The sequence below is a fragment of the Stenotrophomonas sp. YJH_SMC_21 genome (genome assembly GCF_059369555.1).
In genome coordinates this window covers 102,532-120,553 of sequence record NZ_JCAFSU010000002.1, presented here as the reverse complement: position 1 = coordinate 120,553, position 18,022 = coordinate 102,532, and the positions used below count along the sequence as shown (strand labels likewise).

Sequence of the window (18,022 nt, the reverse complement as noted above, 5' to 3'; positions counted from 1 at the left end):
GGCTCAGAGGCCGGCCCAGGCTTCCACTTCCTCGACGAAGTGGTGCACGTCCAGGTAGCGGTTGTAGAGCGGGGTGGGCGAGATGCGGATCACGTCCGGCTCGCGCCAGTCGCCGAGCACGCCGATGCCGCGCAGGTGCTCGAACAGCGCACGGCCGCGCTCGCGCCCACCGATCACGCGCAATGACAGCTGGCAGCCACGGCGCTGTGGCTCGGCCGGGGTGATGATGTCGAGCACGCCGGAAAGGCGTGCACGTACAAGCGCTTCGAGCATGCCGGTCAACGCCAGTGACTTGTTGCGCAGTGCCTCCATGCCGGCGCGCTCGAACAGGTCCAGCGACGCGCGCAGCGGCGCCAGGCCGAGGATCGGCGGATTGCTGAGCTGCCAGCCTTCGGCACCGATGGCGGGGGTGAACTGCGGTGCCATCTGGAAGCGGGTGGCTTCCTCATGGCCCCACCAGCCGGCAAAGCGCGGCAGCGTGGTGTCGCGGTGATGGCGCTCGTGCACGAACGCGCCGGCCACCGCGCCGGGGCCGCTGTTGAGGTATTTGTAGTGGCACCACACGGCGAAATCGGGTGCGACGTCATGCAGGCGCAGCGGCAGGTTGCCGACCGAGTGCGCCAGGTCGAAGCCGATGCGCGCGCCCTGCAGGCGGGCAGCACGGGTGATTGCATCAAGGTCGAAGGCCTGGCCGGTGCGGTACTGCACGCCAGGCCACAGCACCAGGGCCAGGCGCGGGCCGTGTTCGGCGATGGCGCGCTCGATCGCGGTGAGCGAGATCGTTCCGTTGGCTTCGTCCGGTTGCACTTCCACCAGGCACTCGGCCGGGTCGAACCCGTGGAAACGGATCTGCGCTTCGACCGCGTGTCGGTCGGTCGGGAACGCACCGGCTTCCATCAGGATCACCGGGCGCTGCGCGGTCGGTCGGTAGAAGCTGACCATCATCAGGTGCAGGTTCACGCTCAGCGTGTTCATCGCCACCACTTCGCTGGGCAGTGCACCGACCACGCGGGCCAGCTGCGCGCTCACCAGGCGGTGGTAGGACAGCCACTGCGTCGGGCCGGTGAAGTGGCCTTCCACCGCCAGCTCGCCCCATTGCTTCATCACTTCCTGCACCGCGGCCTGGGCGCCACGCGGCTGCAGGCCCAGCGAGTTGCCGACGAAGTAGGTCTGCTCGCCACCGCCATGGCGCGGAATCAGGAATTCGTTACGCAGCGGGCGCAGCGGATCGGCGGCGTCCAGGGCAATGGCGTGGGTGCGGCTGAGCAGGTCGGACATGGTCGGGCAACAGGCTGCAACGGGACCGCCAGTGTAGCGCCTGGGGCATGGCCCGGTAGACGCGGCCACGCTTCGAGCGCCGCGTTTTCTGGTAGTGGCCAACCTTGGCTGGCGCGCGTGGATCCATGCGCCCACCAGGGTGGGCGCCTACCGGTGTGGGCGTCAGCCCGCCGCCGGCACCGGCAGCGGATCCACGTGCCCGCACTGGCTGCAGGTACGCAGCTCCAGGCTGGCGTGATAGCGCGCAAACACCTTGGGCAGGTCGGTCTCGATGTTCTGCAGCGGGAAGAACTCTTCGTGCAGCTTGTGGTTGCAGCGTTCGCAGTGCCAGATCACGCCGTCCTTCTCGTGCGGCAGGCGCTTGCGCTCGACCACCAGGCCGATGCCGCCGGGCGGGCGCCGCGGCGAGTGCGGCACCCTGGCCGGCAGCAGGAAGATCTCGCCGGCGCGGATCGGGATGTCGCGCACCGCGCCGTCCTCCTGCACCTTCAGCACCATCTCGCCCTCGAGCTGGTAGAACCACTCCGGGCCTTCGTCGTAGTGATAGTCGGTGCGCGAATTCGGCCCGCCCACGACCATCACGATGAAGTCGCCGTTGTCGATCATCTTGTTGCCCACCGGCGGCTTCAGCAGGTGGCGGTTTTCTTCGATCCAGGCGTGCAGGTTGATCGGCGAGGCGAGCATGGTCGTGGTCCGTAGTGAGGTCAGTCGCGCCGGCCCTGGCGGGGCACGTAGGACAGTGCCTTTTCATAGGCTGGCTTCAGCTCTTCCGGTCCACCGACATCGATGCCCATTTCGCTGACCCGGCCGTTCTTCAGACTGTAGACCCAGCCGTGCACCATCAGCTTCTGCCCGCGCGCCCAGGCGTCCTCGACGATGGTCGAACGGCACAGGTTGGCGACCTGCTCGATCACGTTCAGTTCGCACAGGCGCGCGTGCTTCAGCTCGTCATCCTCGATCGCATCGAGGATGCCCTGGTGCTTCTGCACCACGTCGCCGACATGGCGCAGCCAGTTGTCGGCCAGGCCGACGCGGGTATTGTGCAGGCAGGCGTGCACGCCGCCGCAGCCGTAGTGGCCGACAATCAGGATGTGCTTCACCTTCAACTGGTCCACCGCGTACTGCACCACGCTCAGGCAGTTCAGGTCGGTGTGCGCGACCACGTTGGCGACGTTGCGGTGCACGAACACTTCACCCGGGGCCATGCCGATGATCTGGTTGGCCGGCACCCGCGAGTCGGAGCAGCCGATCCACAGGTATTCCGGATGCTGCTGCTTGGACAGCTGCTGGAAGAACTCAGGGTCTTCCTTGGCGATGCGGTCGGCCCAGTCGCGGTTGTTCTGCAGCAGGCGGTGGATGTCTTTCATGTGCGGTATCCCTGGCGTCGGGTGGGGGCAAGGCGCGGCCGTTCTGGTCGCGCCGTCGCGGGAAGCTGGGGCGATCAGCCGCTGGAGGCGGACTGTTCACGGTGCCAGCGCATCCACTGCGCCAGCTCATGGGAGGACGGGGAGGCGAGCGCTTCCAGTGCGGCGATCACGGCCTGCTGGTTGGCGTCGGGATGGTTCTGGCTGAGTTTCAGCTTCAGCTGCACGTGTTCCACCAGGAAGCGGAAGCCGACGATGGCGCGCAGCTCCGGGCCGTGTTCGGCGCGCGCGGCATCGAACTGCCAGGCCTGGCCGACACTGGCTTCGAAGCGGTCGCTGATCGCGCCGACCAGTTCGGCCAGGGCATCAGCCTCGTCGAAGGTCTGCAGCTGGCCACGCAGCTCGGCAGCGGCGTAGTTCCAAGTGGGTACCCGCGCGGCGGGCTCCTTGTCCGGATACCAGCTGGCCGAGACGTAGCCGTGTGGGCCATCGACCAGTACCTTGGCCGCGCCGCTGTGGCGCGACTGCGGGTTGGCGCGGGCCCAGTGGCCGCGCAGTTCGATCTGGTCGCCGTCACGCCGGTACAGCACCGGCATCCGGGTCAGCTCCGGCAGGCCATCGCTGCCGGGGGTGAGCACGGTGACGAACGGGTCGCGCGCCAGCAGGCGGTCCAGCCAGAGCAGGTCGGTCTCGGCGAAGGCGCGCGGGGTGAACATGCAGGGGTCAGGCGCGCCCGCCCAGCGACTGGACCATGCGGCCACGCAGACCCTCGTCGCTGTCGGCCTGCGGCGGCTGCACTTCGTGCAGGCTGAAGCCGCGCACCAGTGCGTCCTCCTCGTCCAGGCCGTCGTACTCGACGAACTCGGCGTCGAACAACTGCGAACGGGCGGTGTCTTCGCTGTCGTAGCTCAGCGTGTTGCCATCGCTGTCGAGCACTTCGGCGGTGCCGGCCGGGCGAACGCGCAGGCGCGCCCAGATCAGGGTGTTGCCGAGGCTGGCCAGCCACCAGCTGTCGCGCGAGGCGGTGATGTCATTCATGGGTGTGTTACCAGAGCGAGGCCAGCCAGAGCAGGGCGGCCATGCCCAGTCCGGCCAGCAGGGTCAGCAGCGATACCCAGGCCGGTGTCGCCAGCCCGGACAGCGAGCGGTCCGGTTGCTGCCGATAGTCGCGGCGCAGCAGCCAGGCCAGGGCATCGGGCTTGAGGAAGGCGCCGCTGCCGAAGCGCGCGGCGAGCGCCGGATGGCGGTCGCGCACGTGCACCAGGGTCAGCGGCCAGAAGATCACGAAGGCACTGAACCCGGCCACTGCAACGCCGACGAAACAGAGGGCGAAGAACAGGGTCATGGGGGCAGTACCTCCGTGGTCGTATGGGGCTTAGAAGTCCGCGCTGCCCGGGGCGCGCGGGTAGGGGATCGCATCGCGGATGTTGGACAGCCCGCAGACGTAAACCACCAGGCGCTCGAAGCCCAGGCCGAAGCCGGCGTGCGGCACCGAGCCATAGCGGCGGAAATCGCGGTACCAGCTGTAGTGTTCGCGATCCAGGCCGAACTGGGCCATGCGCGCGTCCAGCACGTCCAGGCGCTCTTCGCGCTGGCTGCCGCCGATGATCTCGCCGATGCCCGGGGCCAGCACGTCCATCGCGGCAACGGTCTTGCCGTCGTCGTTCAGGCGCATGTAGAAGGCCTTGATGTGCTCCGGATAGTTGGTCACCACCACCGGGCGGCCGACGTGTTCCTCGGTCAGCCAGCGCTCGTGCTCGGTCTGCAGGTCCAGGCCCCATTCGACCGGGAAGTCGAACTTCCTGCCGGACTTCTGCAGCAGGCTGACCGCGTCGGTGTAGTCGATGCGCTCGAACGGTGCGTTGATGAAGTCTTCCAGCTTGGTGATCGCGTTCTTGTCCACGCGCTCGGCGATGAAGGCCAGGTCGTCGCTGCGCTCGTTCAGCACCGCACGGAACAGGTACTTCAGGAACTCTTCGGCCAGGCGTGCGTCTTCGGCCAGGTCGGCGAAGGCGATTTCCGGCTCGATCATCCAGAACTCCGCCAGGTGGCGGGTGGTGTGGCTATTCTCGGCGCGGAAGGTCGGGCCGAAGGTGTAGACCTTGCTCAGCGCCAGGCAGTAGGCCTCGACGTTCAGCTGGCCGGACACGGTCAGGAAGGTTTCCTTGCCGAAGAAGTCGCGGCTGAAATCGATCGCGCCCTTCTCATCGCGCGGCAGGTTCACCATGTCCAGGGTGGACACGCGGAACATCTGGCCGGCGCCTTCGGCGTCGGAGGTGGTGATGATCGGGGTGCTGATCCAGTTGAAGCCGTTCTCGTGGAAGAAACGGTGCACGGCCTGGGCCAGGCAGTTGCGGATGCGGGTGACCGCGCCGAACAGGTTGGTGCGCGGGCGCAGGTGCGCCACTTCGCGCAGGAACTCCGGCGACATCGGCTTGGGCTGGATCGGGTAGGTGAGCGGGTCTTCGACCCAGCCGACCACTTCCACTGCACTGGCCTGGATCTCGAACGACTGGCCCTTGCCCTGCGACTTCACCAGGGTGCCGGTGGCGATGACCGAGCAGCCGCTGGTCAGGCGCTTGATCTCGTCGAAGTTGGCCAGGCTGTCGCCGGCCACGACCTGGATCGGGGCGAAGCAGGAGCCGTCGCTCACATTCACGAAGGCCAGATTCGCTGAACCGCGCACCGTGCGCACCCATCCGCGTACCGTGACTTCGCCGCCTTCCGGGATCTTCCCGGCAAGCGCATGTTCAACGCTGACCACCGTCATGACTTGAATCCTCTGCTGATCGACTCGATCTGTGAACACGGGAGTTTACCGGTTGCAGCGTTCTGCTTGCGAGGCATTTTTCGCGGCAACGGCTCCTTATAATGTCCCCGTACCTCTGGAGTAGCCCCATGGCCGTCAGCCTGACCCCCATTGCCTTCGAGCGCGTGCAGCGCTTTGTCGCCCAGACCCCCGGTGCGCTGGGCCTGCGTTTCGGCGTGACCAAGACCGGTTGCTCCGGCTGGGGCCACGTTACCGACCTGGCACGCGACGAGCGCGAGGGCGATACCGTGTTCGAGCAGGACGGCGTGAAGATCTATGTCGACGCCAAGAGCCTGGCGCTGGTGGACGGCACCGTGATCGACTTCGGCAAGCACGGCCTGAGCGAGACCTTCACGTTCAGCAACCCCAATGCCACCGCCGAGTGTGGCTGCGGCGAGAGCTTCACCACCGACGCCGACAAGGCCTGACGGCCCGGCGCGTCCCGGTAGCTGCCGACCTTGGTCGGCACGCGGGGCTCGGCAGGGACCCCACGGATGGAACGACCGGCTTTTACCTATCACCCCAACGCCTACGCCCTCTCCTTCGAAGAGGTCGACGGAATCTGTGACTGCTGCGGCCAGCCGCGCACACTGCGCTACCGCGGGCCGTTCTACACCCGTCTGCGTCCGGATTACCTTTGCCCCTGGTGTATCGCCGACGGCAGGGCGGCGGCCAGCTACGAGGGTGAATTCACCGGCTGGAGTGATATCGAAGGGGGCTCGCCAGACCCGGCCGACCCGCCACCGAGCATCGCCCGTGAGCTGCTGCTGGAGATCTGCGAGCGCACCCCGGGCTACCCGTCCTGGCAGCAATCGGTCTGGCTGAGCCATTGTGAACGGCCCTGCGCCTTCCTCGGTTTCGCCGGCAGCGACGATCTGCTGCCCATCCTCGACCAGGTCCGGCCCGATGTGGCGGAGGTCAATCCGCGCGACGCCGACTGGGTGCTGGCGCACCTGAGCCGGGACGGGATGATGGTCGGCTGCCTGTTCCAGTGCCTGGAATGCGGCCAGCATCGCCTTCACGTCGACCTGGGGTGAATCCAGGCGGATTCTTGGGCTGTGCGGGGCTCCGGTAGCGGCCAGCCTGGGTCGGCATGGGGGCTGCGCCCCCGGTTCAGGTTGCCCTGTGACCCGCCGGTTGCCCGGCACCCCCATCTGCGCCATAATGCGCGGCTTCCTGCCTCCCGGCGGGAAGCCTTGCCCCACCGCGGTCTCAACGGCGGGGGGCTGTCCGGCCGCAAGGCCACATCCGAAAGGTAGAAAAAAACATGAGTCGTCATTACGAAATCGTGTTCATGGTCCACCCGGACCAGAGCGAGCAGGTCCCGGCCATGATCGAGCGCTACAAGTCGCTGGTCGAGAACGGCAACGGCACCATCCACCGTCTGGAAGACTGGGGCCGCCGCCAGCTGGCGTACCCGATCCAGAACCTGGTGAAGGCCCACTACGTGCTGATGAACATCGAAGCCGACCAGGCCGTTCTGAACGAACTGACCGAGAGCTTCCGCTTCAACGACGCCGTGCTGCGCAACCTGGTCATCAAGCGTGACGAGGCTGACACCGAGCAGTCGCTGATCATGAAGAGCAAGGACGAGAAGGGTGACAAGCCGGAGCGCGGTGAGCGCCGTCGTCGTGACGACGAAGAAGGCGAGTCCAACAACACCGCTGACAACGAAGCCGGCGACGACGCCGCTTCCGCCGCCTAAGGAGCCTTCCCATGTCCAAGTTCTTCCGTCGCCGCAAGTTCTGCAAGTTCACTGCTGAAGGTGTGAAGGAGATCGACTACAAGGATCTCAACACCCTGCGCCAGTACCTGACCGAGAACGGCAAGATCGTGCCGAGCCGCGTCACCGGTACCAAGTCGAAGTACCAGCGCCAGCTGGCGACCGCCGTCAAGCGCGCTCGCTTCCTGGCCCTGATCCCGTACACCGACAACCACGACGTCTGATGCCAGCGGGGCGGCCCGGCGCCGCCCCCGCTGTGCCAGCTATTCGGACAGCCTTTGTTGCGGGGCATCGCCTCGCTAACGAATAACTTATCTGGAGCAATACCATGCAGCTGATCCTCCTGCAGAAAGTCACCAACCTCGGCAACCTGGGCGACCTGGTCGACGTGAAGCCGGGCTACGGCCGTAACTTCCTCGTGCCGCAGGGCAAGGCCGTGCCGGCCACCGAGAGCAACAAGGCCGAGTTCGAAGCCAAGCGCGCCGAATACGAAGCCAAGGCCCAGGCCATCCACGCTGACGCCGAAGGCCGCAAGGCCAAGCTGGAAGGCGCGAGCGTGACCATCGCCGCCAACGCTTCGACCGAAGGCAAGCTGTACGGCTCGGTTGGCCCGCGCGACATCGCCGAGGCCTTCACCGCCGCCGGCCTGCCGCTGGAAAAGAGCGAAGTCATCCTGGGCGAAGGCGCCTTCCGCAACATCGGCGAATACGACGTGCTGGTCCACCTGCACGCCGACGTCGAGACCACCGTCAAGGTCGTCGTCGTCGCCGAAGCCTGATCCCACGCCGCAAGGCCTGGCATCACCGCAGAACGGGCGCCCGCAAGGGTGCCCGTTTTGTTTTTGGCGCCGTTCCGCGGTGTCGGGCCAGGTCCGTCCGACGGGGTGGGGGTGGGCAATGTTCCACGCCCATTCGTAGAACACGTCCACATCGGTATACTCAGGGCGTCACACCCGTTCCACGAGCATCGATCCCAACAGGATCAATGGCTTGGAGGGTAAACGCAGGCCGCTTGCCGGCCCCAGTCCGGAACCCCTATGCGTCTTTCCACGATCAAGCTGTCCGGCTTCAAGTCGTTCGTCGATCCGACCACCCTGCACCTGCCGACCAACATGACCGGCGTGGTGGGGCCCAATGGCTGCGGCAAGTCGAACATCATCGACGCCGTGCGCTGGGTCATGGGCGAGAGTTCGGCCAGCCGCCTGCGTGGCGACTCGCTGACCGACGTGATCTTCTCCGGGTCCAATGCCCGCAAGCCGGTGTCGCAGGCCACGGTCGAGCTGATCTTCGACAACTCCGACCACACGATTTCCGGCGAGTACGCCTCGTTCAACGAGATCTCGGTCAAGCGCACGGTCAGCCGCGACGGCACCAGCAACTATTACCTCAACGGCACCAAGTGCCGTCGCCGCGACATCACCGACCTGTTCCTCGGCACCGGCCTGGGCCCGCGCAGCTACTCGATCATCGAGCAGGGCATGATCAGCCAGATCATCGAGGCGCGCCCGGAAGACCTGCGCGTGTACCTGGAAGAGGCAGCCGGCATCTCCAAGTACAAGGAGCGCCGCAAGGAGACCGAGACCCGCATCCGCCACACCCGTGAGAACCTGGACCGGCTGGGTGACCTGCGCGACGAGATCAGCAAGCAGCTCGAACACCTCAAGCGCCAGGCCAGGCAGGCCGAGCAGTACCAGGCCCTGCAGGAAGAGCGCCGGATCAAGGATGCCGAGTGGAAGGCGCTGGAATTCCGTGGCCTCGATGGGCGCCTGTCGAAGCTGCGCGAAGGCCTGTCGCAGGAAGAGACCAAGCTGCAGCAGCTGATCGCCGATCAGCGCGACGCAGAGGCCCGCATCGAAACCTCGCGAGTGCGTCGCGAAGAGGCCGCCGATGCGCTCAACACCGCGCAGGCGGCGGTCTATCAGGTCGGCAGCACGCTGGCCCGCCTGGAGCAGCAGATCCAGCACCAGCGCGAGCTGTCGCAGCGCCTGCACAAGGCGCGCGACGAAACCCAGCAGGCCCTGGCCGAACTGGGGCAGCACATCAGTGGCGACGAGGCCAAGCTGAGGGTGCTGCGGGAGGCGGTAGAGGCCGCGACCCCGCAGCTGGAAGAACTGCAGGAAGAAAACGAGATAAAGCAGGAAAGCCTGCGCGAGGCTGAAGACCGGCTGGCCAGCTGGCAGCAGCGTTGGGAACAGCACACCTCGCAGAGTTCGGAAGCCTCGCGCGCCGGCGACGTCGAGCGCACGCGCGTGGACTACCTGGACAAACAGATCCTCGATGCCGACCGGCGTCGTGAAGCCCTGGCCGCCGAGCGCGCCGGGCTGGACGTGGACGCGCTGGAAGAAGCCTTCGAGCAGCTGCACCTGCAGCACGACACGCAGAAGACCGCGCTGGATGAACTGAGCGAAGACGTTGAGCTGCGCAAGCAGGGCGTGGCGGCGGTGCAGGAACAGCAGCGCAATGGCCAGAACGAACTGGCCGAACTGCGCAAGCAGGCCAATGGCCTGCGCGGTCGCCTGGCTTCGCTGGAAACCCTGCAGCAGGCTGCGCTGGGCCAGGAGCAGGGCGCCGCCGTGGCCTGGCTGAAGGCGCGTGGGCTGGATTCGGCGGCGCGTGTCGGCGAACGCCTGGATGTCGATGCCGGTTGGGAAAACGCGGTGGAAAGCGCGCTCGGCCAGTTGATCGAAGGCGTGCTGGTCGATGACCCGGCCAGCCTGGTCGACGCGCTGGGCGAACTGGGCGAGGGCCACATTGCGCTGGTCGCCAACGATGGCGCGGACCTGAAGGTCGCGCCGACCTCGCTGGCTGCACGCGTGCGTGGCCCGGCAGCGATCCGGCGCCTGCTGGCGCACCTGCACGGTGCCAGGGATCTGTCCGAGGCCAAGGCGCTGCAGGCCAGCCTTCCGGAAGGCGATTCGATCATCACCCAGAGTGGCGAGCGCCTGGGCCAGGGCTGGATGCGCGTATCGCGCTCCGGTGCCGCCGCGCAGGGCGCGCTGCTGCGCGAACGTGAGATCCAGGAGCTGCGTGAGCAGATCGAGCAGCTGCAGGACCGCGAGGCCGAACTGGAAGAACAGCTGGCCGGCTTCCGAGAGCAGCTGCAGGCTGCCGAACAGCAGCGCGAAGACGCGCAGCGTGCGCTGTACCAGGCCCATCGTGCGGTGTCCGAACTGGCCGGCCAGCTGCAGGGCCAGCAGGGCAAGGTGGAGGCAGCGCGCACGCGCATCGATCGCATCGAAGGCGAGCTGAAGCAGCTGCAGGAAACCATTGAAGCCAACAACGAACAAGCGCGTGAAGCGCGCTCGCGGTTGGAGAACGCGGTCAGCAGCATGGGCGACCTGGAATCGACCCGGCAGCGGCTGGAGGGCGAGCGCCGCCAGTTGACCGAGGCGCGCGACCTGGCTCGCGACGCCGCCCGCGCGGTACGCGAGCGCGCGCACTCGCTGGCCCTGACCCTGGAATCGCAGCGTGCGCAGCTGGCCTCGTTGAGCCAGGCGCTGGAGCGCATGGGCACCCAGCGCGGGCAGCTGGATTCGCGCCTGGGCGAGCTGCATTCGCAGCTGGACGAAGGTGATTCGCCGGTCGAAGCGCTGCAGGCCGAGCACCAGAATGCGCTGGAAGAGCGCGTTCGGGCCGATCGCGTGCTAACCGAGGCGCGCACGCTGCTGGACGGCATCGACGCCGAGCTGCGCAACTACGAACAGACCCGCCACCAGCGCGACGAACAGGCATTGGCCCAGCGTGAGCGTATTTCGCAGCGCAAGCTTGACCAGCAGGCGCTGGTGCTCAGCGCCGATACCCTGCAGGCGGCGGTGGAAAAGGCCGGTTTCGTGCTGCAGGACGTGCTCAACGCGCTACCCGAGGACGCCCGCCTGGGCGACTGGGAGCAGGCCGTGCACCAGATCGATGGCCGCATGCGCCGGCTGGAGCCGGTCAACCTGGCCGCGATCCACGAGTATGGCGAGGCCTCGCAGCGCTCGGACTACCTGGATTCGCAGCACGCCGACCTCACCACAGCGCTGGAAACCCTGGAAGATGCCATCCGCAAGATCGACCGCGAGACCCGCGGCCGCTTCAAGGACACTTTCGACCGTGTCAATGCCGGCGTGCAGGCGCTGTACCCGCGCCTGTTCGGTGGCGGCCACGCCTACCTGGAATTGACCGGTGAAGACCTGCTGGACACCGGCGTGACCATCATGGCGCGCCCACCGGGCAAGCGCGTGTCCAGCATCTCGCTGCTGTCCGGCGGCGAAAAGGCGATGACCGCAGTAGCGCTGGTGTTCGCCATCTTCCAGTTGAATCCGGCACCGTTCTGCCTGCTGGACGAGGTGGACGCACCGCTGGATGAAGCCAACGTCGGTCGCCTGGCCAACATGGTCAAGGAAATGAGCGAGAAGGTGCAGTTCCTGTTCGTCAGCCACAACAAGGCGACGATGGAGGCTGCGCACCAGCTGTCGGGCGTGACCATGCGCGAACCGGGCGTCAGTCGGCTGGTCAGCGTGGACCTGGAAGAAGCCGCACGATTGGCGGGCGCGGCCTGACGTGCCATCCTAATTACCTGAATGAACTAGCCGGAGAACCTATCGAATGTCCGACACGGCACTGTTGCGCATCGGCATCCTGGCCGCCGGCCTGCTGTTGATCGCTGCGATCTTCCTGTTTGGCCGTCCGAAGAAGAAGCCCCAGGGGCGTCGCGTGGAAAGCGCGGAACCGACCGGCGGCGAGCGTCGCGAGCCGGTGCTGGGCGATGATGGCGTCACTGTGGCCGATGGCCGCGTAGAGCCGGGCATGGGCTCGGAAGGCGAGCAGGCCGAGCTTGGCCTGGCCGACACCGACGCCGGCGCGGCCAGCGACCTTGGCAAGCGCGCCACCCAGGACTTCGACAAGATCGTGTCGCTGTTCGTGGCCGCTCGCGCCGGCGAACAGCTGCGTGGCGAAGACATCGTGGTGGCGGCGGAGAAGACCGGCCTGGTGTTCGGCCACATGAACGTGTTCCACCGCCTGGTGGAAGGCCACCCCGAGCGCGGCCCGATCTTCTCGATGGCCAGCATCATGAAGCCGGGCAGCTTCGACATGGCCAACATCCGCGCCATGGAGACCCCGGCCATCGCCTTCTTCCTGACCCTGCCGGCGCCGCTGACCGCGCTGGATGCCTGGGAGAAGATGCTGCCCACCGTGCAGCGCATGGCCGAGCTGCTGGACGGCGTGGTGCTGGACGACAGCCGCAACGCTCTCGGCCGGCAGCGCATCGCGCACATCCGTGACGAACTGCGTGCCTATGATCGCCAGCACCAGGCGCCGCCGCTGACCAAGACCCCGCGCTGGTGAGCGCCATGGTGTGCCGACCAACGGTCGGCACCCACCCCGACCAGCGGTCGGCACCCACAACAGTAGATCCACGCTATGCGTGGATGGGGCGAACCAAGGTTCGCCCCCACCAACAGGGTTAGGCCGGTACGCCGGCGACCTTGGCAAATGCCCTGCGGAACGCGGCCATTTCATCTTCGGTGCCGACGGTCACGCGCACGCGCTGCGGCCAGATCGGCCAGCTGCGGCCGATGATCACGCCGTTGTCTGCCATCGCCTTGGCAAAGGCGGCACCGTCGCGCTGCACATCCACCACGAAGCAGTTCGCTTCCGACGGCACGCAGCTGAAACCACGCTTGCCCAGCCACGCGATGGTGGCCTGCCGCACCTTGGCATTCTGCAGGCGCCGCTGCGCGATCAACTGAGGATCCTGCAGGCTGGCCAGTGCCGCGGCCAGTGCTGGCACGGGTAGCGGGTTGTCGCCCAGGCTGGCCAGTTCGCGCAGGCGGTCGGGATGCGCGGCCGCCACGCCCAGGCGCAGGCCGGCCATGCCATAAAGCTTGGAGAACGTGCGCAACACGATCAGGTCATCGCGCTGCGCCACCTGCGCGATCAGGCTCGGCTGCTCGCTGTACTGCAGGTAGGCCTCGTCGACCAGTACGCGGGTGGACGCAGGCTTGTGGGCCAGCAGCCAGGCGAGCTCATCCGGCGGGCTGATCGAGCCGGTCGGGTTGTTCGGGTTGCACACATACAGCAGGCCGGTCGAGCGCGCGTGTGCGGCGGCCACCATCGCGCGCAGGTCATGTGCGCCGTCGTCGTGCAATGGCACTTTCTGCACGTGCGCACCGTGTGCGGCCGCGACCTCGCCCAGCGTCTCGAAGGTCGGATCGGCGACTACCAGTCCCGCCTGCGGGCCGGTCCACAGCACGGCGGCACGGTTCAGCGGTTCGCTGGAACCCGGATAGAGCCGCACGTGATCGGCCGGAATGCGCGCCTGTTCGATGAAGGCGTCGCGCACCTGACCGGCCAGTGCGAAACGGTAGCGGCCGCAACCGGCGATGCTGTCGCGTGCCGCCTGCTGGGCTGCGGGCGAGGGGCCGTAGGGGCATTCGTTGAAATTCAGCAGCACCGCACCTTCGGCGGGGCCCGGGGCGACGGCTGTCGCGGGTTGGGCATGGCCGGGCCGCGGCAGCCCGCTGCCGGCGACGGCGAGGCCGGCTCCGGCCAGTTGCAGGAAGCGTCGACGGGAAGCGGGCAGGGTCACGGGCAGGATTCCGAAGGGCAGACCGTCGCACGCTAGCGCCGGCGAGGGTGGGCGGCAAGCTGCTTTTTGTGGCGTCGCGCCATGCAGATGTGCCAACCAAGGTTGGCACCTGCCGGAACGAGGGAGAAGGTTGGCACCTGCCGGAGCGGGGAGTGCCCGTCGAGCACGCTCGACGCTGCAAAGGCGGAGGCGTTACAGGGCCTGACGGCTGGGCGCGGTAGAATCCCCGGCCATCCCAGAACCACCGGATCCCGATGAGCCCCAGCCCCGCCGAACGCGCCGAAGACCTTCGCCGGCAGATCGCCCAGGCCAACCGCGCCTATCACGAGCTGGACGCGCCGGAGATCCCCGACGTCGACTACGACCGGATGGTGCGCGAGCTGGAAGCGCTGGAGCGCGAGCACCCGGAACTGGCCCGTGCCGACAGCCCGACCCAGCAGGTCGGTGCGCGCCCCTCTGGCCGCTTCCCGGAAGTGCGCCATGCGGTACCGATGTTGTCGCTGTCCAATGCCTTCAGCGACGAGGAAGTGGCCGATTTCGTGCGCCGCATCGATGAGCGCCTGGGGCGTCGCAGCCTGCGGTTCTCGGCCGAGCCGAAGATGGACGGCCTGGCGATCAGCCTGCGCTACGAGGACGGTCATTTCGTGCTCGGCGCGACCCGTGGCGATGGCAGTACCGGCGAGGACGTGACCGCCAACCTGCGCGAAATCGGTGACATTCCCAAGCGCCTGCACGGCAAGGACTGGCCGGATGTGCTGGAGGTGCGCGGCGAGGTCTACATGGCCCGCGCCGACTTCGAGGCCTACAACGAACGTGCGCGCCTGCAGGGCGGCAAGGTGCTGGCCAATCCGCGCAACGCGGCGGCCGGTTCGCTGCGCCAGCTCGACCCGAAGATCAGTGCGCAGCGCAGGCTGAGTTTCTTCGCCTACGGCACCGGCGAAGTGCAGGGCGGCGAGCTGCCGGACACCCATTCGGGCACCCTGGCCCAGCTCGGCGCCTGGGGCTTCCCGGTCAGTGAGCTGTGCAAAGTGGTGGAGGGCACCGACGGCCTGCTCGGTTACTACCGCACTATCGGTGAACGCCGCGACGGCCTGCCGTTTGATATCGATGGCGTGGTCTACAAGCTGGATGACCGGGCGGGTCAGCAGGCGATGGGCTTCGTCTCCCGTGCGCCGCGATGGGCCATCGCGCACAAGTTCCCCGCGCAGGAACAGAGCACCACGGTGGAGGCGATCGAGATCCAGATCGGCCGCACCGGTGCTGCCACGCCGGTCGCGCGACTGGCGCCGGTGGCTGTGGCTGGCGTGATCGTGTCCAACGCCACCCTGCACAACGCCGACCAGATCGCGCGCCTCGATGTGCGCGTTGGCGACAGCGTGATCGTGCGCCGCGCTGGCGACGTGATTCCCGAGGTGGTCAGCGTCATTCTCGACCGCCGCCCGCAGGGCACCACGCCGTGGCAGATGCCGACGCGCTGCCCGGTGTGCGGCTCGGAGATCGTGCGTGAGGAGGGGGCGGCGGCGTGGCGTTGTTCGGGCGAACTGTCCTGCCCGGCGCAGCGCAAGGAAGCCATTGCCCATTTCGCCTCGCGCCGCGCCATGGACATCGACGGTCTCGGCGACAAGTACATCGAAACCCTGGTCGACGCGGGCATCGTCAAGAGCGTGGCCGACCTGTACCGGCTCAGCCGCGATACGCTGCTGCACCTGAAGCTGGTGCTGGACGCCGAGGAGCCGTCGGCGCTGGCAGCGGCGCTGAAGCTGCACCTTCCCGCCGAGGGCAGTGGTGCGGTGCTCAATGCGGTGCTCAAGCTGGACGGCAACGATCCGGGCTGGCGCGCGCAGGCGCTGGCGCAGCCGGCCAGCTTCGAATGGAACACGAAGAAGATCGCCACCAAGTGGGCCGACAACCTGATCGCAGCGATCGACGCCAGCCGTGCGGCCACGCTGGAGCGCGTGCTGTTCGCGCTTGGCATCGAGCACGTGGGCGAGAGCACGGCCAAGGCGCTGGCGCAGTGGTTCGGTGACCTGGAGCTGATCCGCCACCTGCCGTGGCCGCTGTTCAAGCGTGTGCCGGACATCGGTGGCGAAGTGGCGCGTTCGCTTGGCCACTTCTTCGAGCAGCAGGGCAACCAGCAGGCCATCGATGACCTGCTGCAGGTCGGCCAGGTGCGCATCAGCGACGTGCATGCGCCCAGTGCCAAGCTGCGCGACGGGCTGGATCTGGCGCAGTTGCTGGTCGAGTCGGAGATCCCCGGCATCACCCGTCTGCGCGCCGAAAAGCTGGTGGCTGCGCTTCCCGGCGCACAGGCGGTGCTCGATGCCGAGCATGGCCAGTTCGTCAACGCCGGCCTGCCCGATGACACCGCGCGCGGTCTGGCCGAATGGCTGGACGCTGATGGCCACGGTGCGATGCTGTTGGCCGCCGAGAACGCGATGCGGGAGATCCTGGCCAAGGCGCCGGCGCTGGCCGAGATCGTGGCGGGTCCGCTGGATGGGCAGACCGTGGTGCTGACCGGCACCCTGGCCCAGCTCACCCGCGATGCCGCCAAGGAACGCCTGGAAGCGCTGGGTGCCAAGGTCTCCGGCAGTGTGTCGAAGAAGACCAGCTTCGTGGTGGCCGGTACCGAGGCCGGCTCCAAGCTGGACAAGGCACAGTCGCTGGGCGTGCCGGTGTGGGATGAGGACCGCCTGCTGGCCTATCTTGCCGAACACGAATGATGACGCCGCCGGGTGCCCGGCACCCGGCATGAAGCACAAAGGAACACCGATGCAGACTGCCCCACTGGATTTCCGCCTGGCCACCCGTGCCGACGAAGAACTGTTGATCGCGTTGATGCGCGAGTTCTATGCCGAAGACAGGATCGACTTCGACGACGCGCGCGTGCGTCGCGGCGTGGATGCGCTGCTGGCCGACCCACGCAACGGCGAAGTGCTGCTGTGGCTGGACGAGGCGGCCGAGGTGGTCGGCTACGCAGTGATCGCGATGGGCTTCAGCCTGGAGCAGGGCGGCCACTTCATGCTGCTGGACGAGCTGTACCTGAGCCATCGTGCGCGTGGTCGCGGCCGCGGCAAGCAGGCGCTGGCCATCTGCGAACAGCGGGCACGGGGCCGCGGCGTAAGCCGCCTGCGCCTGGAAGTGAACCATCACAACGAGCTGGCCCGTCGCCTCTACCTGGCGAGCGGTTACATCGATGACACCCGCGATCTGCTGACCCTGCCGCTGGACCACCCGCGCCCGGAGGGCATCCTGTGAGCGAGGCCCTGCTGCGCGCGCTGCAGCAGCGCGCCGCGCTCAATGCGCTGGTCCGCCGCTTCTTCGCCGAACGCGATGTGCTGGAAGTGGAAACGCCGATCCTGTCGGTGGCCGGCAACACCGAGCCGAACATCGACAGCTTCCATACCGATTTCACCGGCCATGTCGATGCCGGCGGACGCCGCCGCTGGCTGCGCACCTCGCCGGAGTATCCGCTCAAGCGCCTGTTGGCGGCGGGCGTGGGTGACTGTTACGAACTGGGCCGGGTGTTCCGCAATGGCGAGGCGGGCGGCCGCCACAACCCGGAATTCACCATGCTGGAGTGGTACCGGGTTGGCTGGGATCATCATCGCCTGGTGCAGGAGACCGCCGAGCTGGTCGGCCAGGCGCTGGCGCTGGTCGGGCGCAGTGCGACCCTGCGCGTGCTGAGCTACCGCGAGCTGTTCCAGCAGCATGTGGGCGTTGACCCGTTCAAGGCCGATGAGGCTGCATTGCGGGCCACGCTGGGTGATGTGCACATCGATCCGGTCGGGTTGACCCGCGACGACTGGCTGGACCTGTTGATGACCCATCGCATCCAGCCGCACTTCGATGACGCGGTGATGACCGTGGTCCATGACTGGCCGGCCAGCCAGGCGGCGCTTGCGCGCATCCGTGCCGGTACACCGCCCCTGGCCGAGCGTTTCGAGTTGTACCTGGGCGCGGTGGAGCTGGCCAACGGCTATCACGAACTGAACGACGCCCACGAGCAGCGCGCGCGCTTCCAGCGTGACCTGCAGCGACGCCATGAACGTGGCCAGGTGCAGCCGGCGCTGGACGAGGCGCTGCTGGCCGCACTGCCATCGATGCCGGCGTGCGCGGGCGTGGCGGTGGGGGTCGATCGCCTCCTGATGGCGATGAACCGCACGCCGCGCATCGCCGACGTGCTGGCCTACGACTTTGCCCACGCATGAGCGACCTGCGTTCCTGAACGTCAAAGACTGAACGGAATTCCGCGATTCCGCGCTTGCTTCGGTAAGCAGG

Annotated in this window: 18 protein-coding genes; 10 read left to right on the top strand and 8 right to left on the bottom strand. The window is 67.4% G+C overall.

Annotated features, from left to right (window positions below; translation table 11 throughout):
* Window positions 1-3 precede the first annotated feature (3 nt).
* The 7 genes from kynU to asnS all read right to left on the bottom strand — a co-directional run bounded on the left by kynU (window position 4) and on the right by asnS (window position 5,412).
* Window positions 4-1,278 (bottom strand): kynureninase, encoded by a 1,275-nt coding sequence (gene kynU, locus AC5P67_RS03440; RefSeq protein WP_005410237.1) that lies wholly within the window; start codon window positions 1,276-1,278, stop codon window positions 4-6.
* A gap of 162 nt (window positions 1,279-1,440) precedes the next feature.
* Window positions 1,441-1,962: a 3-hydroxyanthranilate 3,4-dioxygenase gene (locus tag AC5P67_RS03435; RefSeq protein ID WP_005413911.1), complete on the bottom strand. Its 522-nt coding sequence runs from the start codon at window positions 1,960-1,962 to the stop codon at window positions 1,441-1,443.
* 20 nt (window positions 1,963-1,982) lie between these two features.
* Window positions 1,983-2,645: a carbonate dehydratase gene (gene can, locus AC5P67_RS03430; RefSeq protein WP_005413910.1), complete on the bottom strand. Its 663-nt coding sequence runs from the start codon at window positions 2,643-2,645 to the stop codon at window positions 1,983-1,985.
* 74 nt (window positions 2,646-2,719) lie between these two features.
* Window positions 2,720-3,358, bottom strand: coding sequence for an FMN-binding negative transcriptional regulator (locus tag AC5P67_RS03425; RefSeq protein WP_201862246.1), 639 nt, complete (start codon window positions 3,356-3,358; stop codon window positions 2,720-2,722).
* Window positions 3,359-3,365: 7 nt separating this feature from the next.
* The gene (locus AC5P67_RS03420) at window positions 3,366-3,680 is read right to left on the bottom strand and encodes a hypothetical protein (protein ID WP_005410233.1); all 315 of its coding nucleotides are present in this window, start codon (window positions 3,678-3,680) and stop codon (window positions 3,366-3,368) included.
* Between the two features lie 7 nt (window positions 3,681-3,687).
* Complete coding sequence (locus AC5P67_RS03415) at window positions 3,688-3,987, bottom strand: hypothetical protein (protein WP_005410232.1); 300 nt, start codon at window positions 3,985-3,987, stop codon at window positions 3,688-3,690.
* A 30-nt stretch (window positions 3,988-4,017) separates the two neighbouring features.
* Entirely contained in the window at window positions 4,018-5,412 is a 1,395-nt protein-coding gene (gene asnS / locus AC5P67_RS03410) for an asparagine--tRNA ligase (protein ID WP_005410231.1), read from the bottom strand.
* 128 nt (window positions 5,413-5,540) lie between these two features.
* Between asnS and AC5P67_RS03405 the strand changes: the two genes are divergently transcribed.
* The 7 genes from AC5P67_RS03405 to zipA all read left to right on the top strand — a co-directional run bounded on the left by AC5P67_RS03405 (window position 5,541) and on the right by zipA (window position 12,501).
* The gene (locus AC5P67_RS03405; RefSeq protein ID WP_049428383.1) at window positions 5,541-5,879 is read left to right on the top strand and encodes a HesB/IscA family protein; all 339 of its coding nucleotides are present in this window, start codon (window positions 5,541-5,543) and stop codon (window positions 5,877-5,879) included.
* 66 nt (window positions 5,880-5,945) lie between these two features.
* Window positions 5,946-6,488: a CbrC family protein gene (locus AC5P67_RS03400; RefSeq protein WP_062607372.1), complete on the top strand. Its 543-nt coding sequence runs from the start codon at window positions 5,946-5,948 to the stop codon at window positions 6,486-6,488.
* 230 nt (window positions 6,489-6,718) lie between these two features.
* Entirely contained in the window at window positions 6,719-7,156 is a 438-nt protein-coding gene (gene rpsF, locus AC5P67_RS03395) for a 30S ribosomal protein S6 (protein ID WP_005410228.1), read from the top strand.
* 11 nt (window positions 7,157-7,167) lie between these two features.
* A complete protein-coding gene (rpsR, locus tag AC5P67_RS03390) occupies window positions 7,168-7,398 on the top strand; it encodes a 30S ribosomal protein S18 (RefSeq protein ID WP_002804494.1) in 231 nt (76 codons plus the stop codon).
* Between the two features lie 104 nt (window positions 7,399-7,502).
* Window positions 7,503-7,952 (top strand): 50S ribosomal protein L9, encoded by a 450-nt coding sequence (gene rplI, locus AC5P67_RS03385; RefSeq protein WP_005410227.1) that lies wholly within the window; start codon window positions 7,503-7,505, stop codon window positions 7,950-7,952.
* A 258-nt stretch (window positions 7,953-8,210) separates the two neighbouring features.
* The gene (gene smc, locus AC5P67_RS03380) at window positions 8,211-11,714 is read left to right on the top strand and encodes a chromosome segregation protein SMC (protein ID WP_241889344.1); all 3,504 of its coding nucleotides are present in this window, start codon (window positions 8,211-8,213) and stop codon (window positions 11,712-11,714) included.
* 46 nt (window positions 11,715-11,760) lie between these two features.
* The gene (gene zipA, locus AC5P67_RS03375; RefSeq protein ID WP_005410225.1) at window positions 11,761-12,501 is read left to right on the top strand and encodes a cell division protein ZipA; all 741 of its coding nucleotides are present in this window, start codon (window positions 11,761-11,763) and stop codon (window positions 12,499-12,501) included.
* 118 nt (window positions 12,502-12,619) lie between these two features.
* Here zipA and AC5P67_RS03370 read toward each other — a convergent pair whose 3' ends face one another.
* Window positions 12,620-13,744, bottom strand: a complete 1,125-nt coding sequence (locus AC5P67_RS03370; protein WP_165710647.1) for a pyridoxal phosphate-dependent aminotransferase — start codon at window positions 13,742-13,744, stop codon at window positions 12,620-12,622.
* 248 nt (window positions 13,745-13,992) lie between these two features.
* Here AC5P67_RS03370 and ligA point away from each other — a divergent pair, with 248 nt between their 5' ends.
* Genes ligA through epmA form a run of 3 tightly spaced genes read left to right on the top strand, consistent with a single transcriptional unit; the run spans window position 13,993 to window position 17,952 of the window.
* Window positions 13,993-16,464: an NAD-dependent DNA ligase LigA gene (gene ligA, locus AC5P67_RS03365; RefSeq protein WP_172711800.1), complete on the top strand. Its 2,472-nt coding sequence runs from the start codon at window positions 13,993-13,995 to the stop codon at window positions 16,462-16,464.
* Between the two features lie 49 nt (window positions 16,465-16,513).
* Window positions 16,514-16,999, top strand: coding sequence for a GNAT family N-acetyltransferase (locus tag AC5P67_RS03360; RefSeq protein ID WP_005413904.1), 486 nt, complete (start codon window positions 16,514-16,516; stop codon window positions 16,997-16,999).
* The gene (gene epmA / locus AC5P67_RS03355; RefSeq protein ID WP_099523252.1) at window positions 16,996-17,952 is read left to right on the top strand and encodes an EF-P lysine aminoacylase EpmA; all 957 of its coding nucleotides are present in this window, start codon (window positions 16,996-16,998) and stop codon (window positions 17,950-17,952) included. Before AC5P67_RS03360 ends, epmA begins: the two co-directional genes overlap by 4 nt.
* Window positions 17,953-18,022 lie beyond the last annotated feature (70 nt).

What these genes read in the sequence shown, in the direction of transcription:
- kynU (WP_005410237.1), bottom strand. Translation starts at nt 1,278, where the DNA reads ATGTCCGACCTGCTCAGCCGCACCCACGCCATTGCCCTGGACGCCGCC.
- AC5P67_RS03435 (WP_005413911.1), bottom strand. Translation starts at nt 1,962, where the DNA reads ATGCTCGCCTCGCCGATCAACCTGCACGCCTGGATCGAAGAAAACCGC.
- can (WP_005413910.1), bottom strand. Translation starts at nt 2,645, where the DNA reads ATGAAAGACATCCACCGCCTGCTGCAGAACAACCGCGACTGGGCCGAC.
- AC5P67_RS03425 (WP_201862246.1), bottom strand. Translation starts at nt 3,358, where the DNA reads ATGTTCACCCCGCGCGCCTTCGCCGAGACCGACCTGCTCTGGCTGGAC.
- AC5P67_RS03420 (WP_005410233.1), bottom strand. Translation starts at nt 3,680, where the DNA reads ATGAATGACATCACCGCCTCGCGCGACAGCTGGTGGCTGGCCAGCCTC.
- AC5P67_RS03415 (WP_005410232.1), bottom strand. Translation starts at nt 3,987, where the DNA reads ATGACCCTGTTCTTCGCCCTCTGTTTCGTCGGCGTTGCAGTGGCCGGG.
- asnS (WP_005410231.1), bottom strand. Translation starts at nt 5,412, where the DNA reads ATGACGGTGGTCAGCGTTGAACATGCGCTTGCCGGGAAGATCCCGGAA.
- AC5P67_RS03405 (WP_049428383.1), top strand. Translation starts at nt 5,541, where the DNA reads ATGGCCGTCAGCCTGACCCCCATTGCCTTCGAGCGCGTGCAGCGCTTT.
- AC5P67_RS03400 (WP_062607372.1), top strand. Translation starts at nt 5,946, where the DNA reads ATGGAACGACCGGCTTTTACCTATCACCCCAACGCCTACGCCCTCTCC.
- rpsF (WP_005410228.1), top strand. Translation starts at nt 6,719, where the DNA reads ATGAGTCGTCATTACGAAATCGTGTTCATGGTCCACCCGGACCAGAGC.
- rpsR (WP_002804494.1), top strand. Translation starts at nt 7,168, where the DNA reads ATGTCCAAGTTCTTCCGTCGCCGCAAGTTCTGCAAGTTCACTGCTGAA.
- rplI (WP_005410227.1), top strand. Translation starts at nt 7,503, where the DNA reads ATGCAGCTGATCCTCCTGCAGAAAGTCACCAACCTCGGCAACCTGGGC.
- smc (WP_241889344.1), top strand. Translation starts at nt 8,211, where the DNA reads ATGCGTCTTTCCACGATCAAGCTGTCCGGCTTCAAGTCGTTCGTCGAT.
- zipA (WP_005410225.1), top strand. Translation starts at nt 11,761, where the DNA reads ATGTCCGACACGGCACTGTTGCGCATCGGCATCCTGGCCGCCGGCCTG.
- AC5P67_RS03360 (WP_005413904.1), top strand. Translation starts at nt 16,514, where the DNA reads ATGCAGACTGCCCCACTGGATTTCCGCCTGGCCACCCGTGCCGACGAA.